Source organism: Myxococcus xanthus, from assembly GCF_013116825.1.
GTDB classification, from domain to species: domain Bacteria; phylum Myxococcota; class Myxococcia; order Myxococcales; family Myxococcaceae; genus Myxococcus; species Myxococcus xanthus_B.
Genome location: NZ_JABFNS010000229.1, coordinates 1 through 7,636 on the forward strand (window position 1 = coordinate 1; position 7,636 = coordinate 7,636).

Sequence of the window (7,636 nt, forward strand, 5' to 3'; positions counted from 1 at the left end):
CCGCGATGCAGCCCCCCACCGACGGCCGCCCCTCCATCTTCCGCAAGGAAGCCCTGGCGCACTACCAGCGCGTCGTGCAGGACGAAGGTGACCTGCTGCGCATCGGTGGACAATGGACGCGGTGGACGTTCGCGCTCCTGTTCGTCTTCGGCCTCGCGCTGGCGATGGGTGTCCTGGCGTGGCCGGCGCTCATTGCCTCGAAAGGAAACGTGCCGCCATGACGGCCGAGGCGCCGCGGAAGCCCCAGCACCGGTGGAGGCTCGGCCTGCGCAAGCGCGTGCCCGAAGTGCGGCAGATGACGATGACGGACTGTGGCGCCGCCTGTCTGGCCATGGTGCTGGCCTACCACGGCCGCTACATGGGCCTGGACGCGGTGCGCGAGGTGACAGGCCCCGGACGTGACGGCGCCAGCGCGAAGGCGCTGAAGGCCGCCGCTCAGAAGCTGGGCCTGCGCGTGCGCGCCGTCTCCGTGGACCTGGACCGGCTGCCCTTCCTGCCTCCGGCCACCATCCTCCACTGGCGCTTCACGCACTACGTCGTCTTCGAGCGCCTGGGCCGCGGCTGGGTCGAGGTGGTGGACCCCGACCAGGGCCGCCGCCGCGTCTCCATGGAGCAGTTCAGCCAGTGCTTCACCGGCGTGGCGCTGCTGCTGGAGCCATCCGAGAACTTCCAGCCGGGCCACACGCGGCGCGGGCCCTACCGCTACTTGGTGCCCCTGGTGAAGCGGCAGGCCGGCACGCTGGTGAAGGTGCTCGCGCTGTCCGCCGTGCTCCAGGTGCTGACGCTGGCGGTGCCGCTGCTCACCGGCATGGTGGTGGATCGCGTGGTTCCGCGGCAGGACTACTCGCTGATGGGCGTGCTGTCCGCGGCGCTCGCGGGCGTGTTGCTCTTCGAGCTGCTCACGTCGGTGGTGCGGGGCCAGCTCCTGGTGGAGCTGCGCACGCGCCTGGACTCGCAGATGACGCAGGGGCTGCTGGACCACCTGGTGGGCCTCGCCTACCCGTTCTTCCAGCTCCGGCCCGCGGGCGACCTGCTGACGCGGCTGGGCTCGCAGCAGGCCATCCGCGAACTGCTCTCCACCGGCCTGCTGTCCAGCGCGCTCGACGGTGCGCTGGTGCTCCTCTACCTGGGCCTGCTGCTGGTGGCGGACGCGTCGCTGGGGCTGCTGGTGGTGGGGCTGGGCCTGTTGCAGGTGCTGGTGTTCGCGCTGCCCCGGGCCAGACAACGCAACCACCTGTCGCGCAGCCTGGACATGAGCGTGCGCAGCCAGAGCTACCTGATGGCCATGCTGTCCGGCATGCAGACGCTCAAGGCCTTCGGCGTGGAGGACCGCATGGTGGGCAGTTACGCCAACCTCTACGTGGACCTGCTCAACGTGGAGCTGGAGCGAGGCCGCCTCTCCGCGTGGCTGGACGCGCTGACGGGCACGCTGCGCCGCGTGTCCCCACTGGTATTGCTGTGCGTGGGCGCGTGGCGCGTGCTGGACGGCGCGATGTCCCTGGGACAGATGCTGAGCATCAACGCGCTGGCCACCGCGCTGTTGGTGCCCCTGTCCAACCTGTTGGGCACCGGCGGGCAGCTCCAGTTCCTGAGCACCTACCTGGAGCGCATCAACGACGTGCTGGACACGCCCCCCGAACGCGACGCGGCGCACCGGGGCCGCGCGCCCACGCTGCGCGGCGCCGTCACCCTGGAGGACGTGCGCTTCCGCTACACCCCCCACTCCGCCTGGGTGGTGCAGGGCGTGTCGGTCAACGTGGAGCCGGGGCAGATGGTGGCGCTCGTCGGCCGCTCGGGCGCGGGCAAGAGCACCCTGGCGCACCTGCTGCTGGGGCTCTACCTGCCCACCTCCGGACACGTCCGGTATGACGGCGCGGAGCTGGCCGAGCTGGACCTGCGCGCGGTGCGCAGCCAACTGGGCGTGGTGTTGCAGGATGCTTCGTTCTTCAACGCGTCGCTGCGGGAGAACATCACCCTGAGCGACCCGGACCTGGACATGGACCGTGTCGTGGAGGCCGCGAAGCTGGCCCACATCCACGACGACATCATGGCCATGCCCATGCAGTACGACACCCCGCTGACGGACCGGGGCCTCTCCATGTCCGGTGGCCAGCGGCAGCGACTGGCCCTGGCGCGCGCCCTGGTGCGCAGGCCCGCCATCCTCCTGCTCGATGAAGCCACCAGCGCCCTGGACGCAACCACCGAGGCGCACGTGCAGCAGGCGCTGGCGTCCCTGAAGTGCACCCGCGTCGTCATCGCCCACCGGCTCAGCACGGTGCGCAACGCCGACACCATCCTCGTCATGGAGGCCGGCAAGGTGGTGGAGGTCGGCCGGCACCAGGAGCTGCTGGAACGCCAGGGCACCTACGCGTCGCTGGTGAATGCACAACGGGAGGAGCGCACCCAGGCGACGGGCTGAGGCGCCTGGAGTACGCCCCGGGGCTCATGAACATCCTGCCCCCCCGTCATCGACACGCGCAGGCCAGCCGGCCCGCGTCGCCACCGTGAAACGCGCGGTGGGCCCTCGAAGCGCGAAGGCCCACCGCGAAACAGCCGGCTCAGTCGTAGCGGCTGGTGAGCTTCAGCGTCCACGAGCGCAGCGTGCCGCTGCCCACGCCAGACGGGTTGGCGACGTGCAGCTTCCACTGGCCGTTGATGCTGCCGTCGCGCGGAATGCCCCGCGTCACGACGATGCGCGAGGGCGGCGTTCCCTCATTCGGGCCGTCCCACAGCAGGGCCGTCTCACCACCCGGGTCCTCCAGCGTCAGCACCAGCCGGTGCGGCGCGGTGTGCACGATGTCCAGCTCCACGTTGATGTCCATGGGCACCGTGGCCAGCCCCACCACGACGAGCGGCGCCGTCAGCAGCGGGCTCGTCGACTGGAGCCGCAGGTCCGAGTACTCGGTGAAGGAGGCGCCCATCCACGCCGGGGCGCAGTAGCCCTCCACCCAGCCGGACGCCAGACCGATGCAGATGAGCTCCGCCGACGGGCACGCCACGAAGCGGGAGCACACGTCCCCGTTGCCCGCGAGGGGCGAGGTGTCCACGCAGCGGCCATAGGGGCTGGAACCGTCACCGGGCCGGCCCTCGCAGACGAGCCCGGGCTGACAGATGCCAGGGCCCGTGCACGGGTCACCTTCGGCCGCCTGCTGCGTGTGGGCCTTGAGCTGCCCCATCGTGACGGCGTCCACGTTCGCCAGCCGCGACAGCTGCACCATGTGGAGGATGGGACGCGCCGCGACCAGGCTTTGCACCGCCGCCGCGGGGATGCCGAAGACAGTCTCCAGGTTCGACGCGCTCTCCGTGTTCGCGGCGAGGATGGCGCGGCGCGCCTCCGCCACGTTGAAGGCCACGCCGTGGAAGGTCCCCACGTGCCCGTCGACCGGCAGCTCCACGCGGCCCGTGCCCTTGGCGTACGCCTCCAGCGCCGCGAGCGCCGCGGGGCCCACGTACGGCACCGCGTCCACCTGCTCGATGCTCACGAAGCGGCGGTCATCGCCCGTGTGGAGCACGCCGTCCGGCCCCTCGCGGAAGTCGATCAGCGCCTGCGCCGCCGGGGCGTCCAGCGGCACCTCCAGGTCCAGCACGGTGTAGGAGAGGGAGGAGTCGTTGAGGAAGGACAGCACACCCTCGGCGGCGGGCGTACCGGTGGCCAGCGCCTGGGCCTGCGTTCCGAGCACGACGGCCTCGTGCGCGGTGTCCGTGGACGTCGGGGCTCCACAGCTGATCAGCGCCGGGAGAAACGTGGATAGCGAAAGAAACAAGGGAAGTTTGAGTTTCATGCGCACCATGTAGCGCAAGACTTGCTCGGCGCACAGGACGTCACCCATGCGTGACGCAATCCAACCGAACCCGTGGGGAATACGCCCACCTCCGTGGCAGTCTTGCGCGTCATGCGAATCCCCCACGCGCTGTCCCTGGGCGCCGCCGCCCTCCTGGCGCTGTCGGCACAGGCTGCCGCCCCCAGCCGTCCTTCCCCCACCCTGCCTCCGGGCTACTGGCCAGAGGAGAAGGTGGCCGAAGTCCTCGCCAAGACGCAGGAGGTCCGCCTGTCGCCGGACCTCTCCCGCCTCACGCCCGACGAGCAGGCGGCGGTGAAGGACCTGCTGGAGGTGGGCGCCATCTTCCAGGGGCTCTACGAGTCCTCGCGCCACCACCAGGCGCTCCCGGCTCACGCGAAGCTGGAGGCGCTCGACAAGAAGCTGGGCAGCCCCAAGCGCACGCAGGACCTGCTCACGCTGTATCGCCTGTACCAGGGCCCCATCGCCAGCACCCTGAGCAACGCGCGGGAGGCGTTCCTCCCGGTGGACGCGCAGGTGTCCGCGCGCAACGTGTACCCGGTGGACGTCACGCGGGCGGAGGTGGACGCCTTCCTGGCCGCGAACCCCGGCGAGCGCCAGTCCCTGCTGAGCGAGAAGACGGTGGTTCGCCGCGCCACGGCCGCCAACCTGCGCCAGGACGTGAAGGTCCTCCAGACGCACCCGGTGCTGGACACGCTGCATCCGGGCCTGCGCCAGTCCCTGCAAGCGAAGGCGAAGCGGCCCGACGCCAAGGCGCTCTACGCCGTGCCCTATGCCGTGGCCTATGGACCGGAGCTGGTGAAGGCCTACGGGCTGGTGATGCGCGCGGCGGAGCGGCTGGAGGCCAGCGACGTGGAGCTGGCGCGCTACCTGCGCAACCGCGCGCGCGACCTGCTCACCAACGACTATGAGAGCGGCGACGCGGCCTGGGTGACGGGCCGCTTCCAGAAGCTCAACGTGCAGTTGGGCGCATATGAGACGTATGACGACGCGCTCTTCGGCGTGAAGGCGTTCCACAGCCTGTCGGTGCTGCTGAGCAACGAGGCGGCCACGCAGCAGCTGCGCAAGCGCCTGGGCGGGCTCCAGGCGGTGGAGGACGCGCTGCCCTACGCCGCGAAGAAGCGCGTGCGCGAGGACATCCCCGTGGGCGTCTACGACGTCATCGCAGACTTCGGCCAGTCGCGCGGCACCAACACCGCGAGCATCCTCCCCAACGACGCGCTCGCCGCGCGCCGCTATGGCCGCACCATCCTCCTGCGGGAGAACATCATGCGGAACCCGGACCTCTTCGCGTCCGACGAGCGCATCTGGCGCGCCGCGGTGGCGGACGCCCACGCCCGGGAGCTGGTCTCCGAAGGCAACTTCCAGCGCACCCTCTGGCACGAGGTAGGCCACTACCTGGGGCCGGACCGTGACCAGAAGGGTCGCACGCTGGACGACGCGCTGGAGGACTACGCGGGCGCCGTGGAGGAGATGAAGGCGGACCTGGTGAGCCTCTTCGCGCTGCATGACTTCCACAAGAAGGGCACGCTCGACGCCGCCGGGCTGCGCGCGGTGCAGGCCTCCGGCATCCGACGCACGCTCCAGAACGTGCGCCCGCGCGAGGACCAGCCCTACCAGCGCATGCAGTTGGTGCAGTTCAACTGGTTCCTGGAGCACGGCCTCCTCCAGGCGGACCCGCAGACGGCGCGCCTGAGCATCCAGTACGACAAGTACCCGGCCGTCGTGACGTCGCTGCTGGAGAAGGTGCTCGCGCTCCAGCACGGCGGTGACAAGGCGGCCACCGCGGCCTTCTTCCAGCGGTGGAGCGCCTGGACGCCGGAGCTGCACGAGAAGCTGGCGGCCCGTATCCGGGACGCGCAGGGCGCCCGCTTCCGGCTGGTCCGGTACGACGCGCTGGGGGACTGAGCGTCCTGCGTCTGGTCCCCGCGAAATCCGCGCGGGGACCGTGTCAGGGTTGGCGCGCGCACGCGTCGGAGGTGCCCCCCACACACCGCCACCCTTGATGCGAGGCTTCTGGATGCCAGGCTCCCGACGTCCGTCTCACGCGCGCGCCATCCTCTTCGGCCGGAATCCCACCCAGGACGACCCCTTCGACGTGGAGGCCGACGCGGCCGACGCGCTGGGGGTCGACACCTACCAGGCAGACCTGGGCGCCCTGCTCTCCGGCAATGCCGAACAGGCGCTGTCCACCCTCCCGGAGCGCGGCAGGCTCCGGCTCCTCTACCGCGGCTGGATGTTGACGGAGGAGGAGTACACGGCGCTGGACGAAGCCGTGTCCGCCCTGGGACACCGACTGACGACCACGCCCGAGCAGTACGCGGCGGCGCTCTACCTGCCCAACTGGTACCCCCAGCTCTCCCGCTACACGGCGCGCAGCGTCTGGACGGAGGGCATGGACGCGGCGGAAGCCTGGCACGCGGCCCAGGCGCTCGGCTCGCAGCCCTGGCTGGTGAAGGACCACGTGAAGTCGGCCAAGGAGCGCTGGGACGATGCCTGCTTCATCCCCGCGGGCACGACGCAGGCGCGCTTCGAGCAGATCTGCGCCAACCTCGTCGATGAGCGCGGAGACCGCTTCGAACGAGGGCTCGTCGTCCGCAAGTTCCTCCCCTTCAAGGAATACGGGCGCACGCCAGCGGGCCCGGCCCACCTCGAGTTCAGGCTCTTCTTCGGAAGCGGCCGGCTCCTCGCCGCCGAGCCGTACCACGAGTTCGACGTCGACGTGCCGGACTTCACCGGCTTCGAGCCCCTGGCCCGGCGCATCGACTCGCCCTTCCTCACCCTGGACGTGGCCATGCTCCAAGACGGGGGCTGGGCGGTGGTCGAGGTGAACGACGGCGGCGTCTCCGGACTGCCCCCCGGGCTGGACCCGCGCACGCTCTTCGAGGCCCTGCTCGCCACCCGCTGACACCGACTTCCTCCACGGGGAGCTGTGAGCGGCGACGAGCGCCAGCATCGAACCAGCTGAAGCGCGCCCACTCTCCGCCGCCCAACTCCTGCACTTCGTGCTGTTTCCCGGCCGGTGGCCGCATCATCCCAGCCCACACTGCAATCAAATACGCCCCACCCTGCGTCACCTACGACCCACCCCAATTCAACATCAACCCAGCAAGCCAACATCCAACAAGCAGCGCTTAAGCGGGATAACCCAACAACGTCCAATTCCATCCTCCCACGACCTGCGACCTGCGACCGCTGTGTGTCTTTTGCAAGCAAACAATTGACTCAGTCCAAATGGCCTGGACGTGCCGTCGGACACACACATGACCCACCGTTTACAAGCGCTCACGCCTCCGCTAACTTGAAGCGCAATGCTGCGCGCGCGAGTCTTTGGGGCGTTCGTGCTGGCGGCGGTCCTCGCGTTGCCTGGAATTACCCACGCGCAGATCGTAGTCGGCCTCTATCCGGTTCAGGGAAAAGTCGAGCCCAAGCTCCGCACGGATGCGGAAGGGCTCATCGTGTCTGGGATACGCGCGAGCGACCGGAGGCGCGGCACCTTCATCTTACGTGGTCCGGTGCCGCTGAGAGAGTCGTGTGCGCCCGCACCGACGACCGAGTGTCTCGCCAAGCTCGGACGCGGAGGCGCCATCATCTACGCCGAGGCGGCAATGGACGACGGAGTAGTCTCCGTCACCATGTCGCTCATTACGGGCCACCAGCAACGAACTGAGCCCGTCAACTTCCGCTTCATCCCCGGGTTCTTGGACCTGCGCTCCGTGCACTACGCGGTCGAACAGCTCGAGAAGGCCAGCGCCGACCTGACGGCGCCCTTTCCGGTTGAGACCAGTGAGGCCCGGGGCACGGCCCCCACCGGCCCCCAAGCCAATCGCCCGCCT

6 protein-coding genes are annotated in these 7,636 nt (G+C 69.9%); 5 read left to right on the plus strand and 1 reads right to left on the minus strand.

Features of this window, described 5'->3' with window-relative positions; translation table 11 throughout:
* Both HNV26_RS36215 and HNV26_RS36220 read left to right on the plus strand, forming a co-directional pair.
* A partial coding sequence (locus HNV26_RS36215) for a hypothetical protein (protein WP_366817101.1) occupies window positions 1-221 on the plus strand: 221 nt, incomplete at its 5' end.
* The gene (locus tag HNV26_RS36220) at window positions 218-2,419 is read left to right on the plus strand and encodes a peptidase domain-containing ABC transporter (RefSeq protein ID WP_171444256.1); all 2,202 of its coding nucleotides are present in this window, start codon (window positions 218-220) and stop codon (window positions 2,417-2,419) included. The genes HNV26_RS36215 and HNV26_RS36220, both read left to right, overlap by 4 nt.
* A gap of 139 nt (window positions 2,420-2,558) precedes the next feature.
* Here the strand turns inward: HNV26_RS36220 and HNV26_RS36225 are convergent, their stop codons facing one another.
* Window positions 2,559-3,680 carry a proprotein convertase P-domain-containing protein gene (locus HNV26_RS36225; protein ID WP_366817102.1) on the minus strand — a complete coding sequence of 374 codons (1,122 nt, stop codon included), beginning with the start codon at window positions 3,678-3,680 and terminating at the stop codon, window positions 2,559-2,561.
* A gap of 213 nt (window positions 3,681-3,893) precedes the next feature.
* On the opposite strand from HNV26_RS36225, the gene HNV26_RS36230 reads away from it, so the two are divergent.
* The 3 genes from HNV26_RS36230 to HNV26_RS36240 all read left to right on the plus strand — a co-directional run.
* Window positions 3,894-5,708 (plus strand): NUDIX hydrolase, encoded by a 1,815-nt coding sequence (locus HNV26_RS36230; protein ID WP_171444258.1) that lies wholly within the window; start codon window positions 3,894-3,896, stop codon window positions 5,706-5,708.
* A gap of 112 nt (window positions 5,709-5,820) precedes the next feature.
* A complete protein-coding gene (locus tag HNV26_RS36235) occupies window positions 5,821-6,708 on the plus strand; it encodes an ATP-grasp domain-containing protein (protein WP_216613063.1) in 888 nt (295 codons plus the stop codon).
* A gap of 403 nt (window positions 6,709-7,111) precedes the next feature.
* Window positions 7,112-7,636 (plus strand): hypothetical protein (locus HNV26_RS36240; RefSeq protein WP_171453003.1); only part of this gene is annotated, 525 nt, incomplete at its 3' end.

Coding starts and splice junctions, on each gene's coding strand:
- HNV26_RS36220 (WP_171444256.1), top strand. CDS start 218: ATGACGGCCGAGGCGCCGCGGAAGCCCCAGCACCGGTGGAGGCTCGGC.
- HNV26_RS36235 (WP_216613063.1), top strand. CDS start 5,821: ATGCCAGGCTCCCGACGTCCGTCTCACGCGCGCGCCATCCTCTTCGGC.
- HNV26_RS36230 (WP_171444258.1), top strand. CDS start 3,894: ATGCGAATCCCCCACGCGCTGTCCCTGGGCGCCGCCGCCCTCCTGGCG.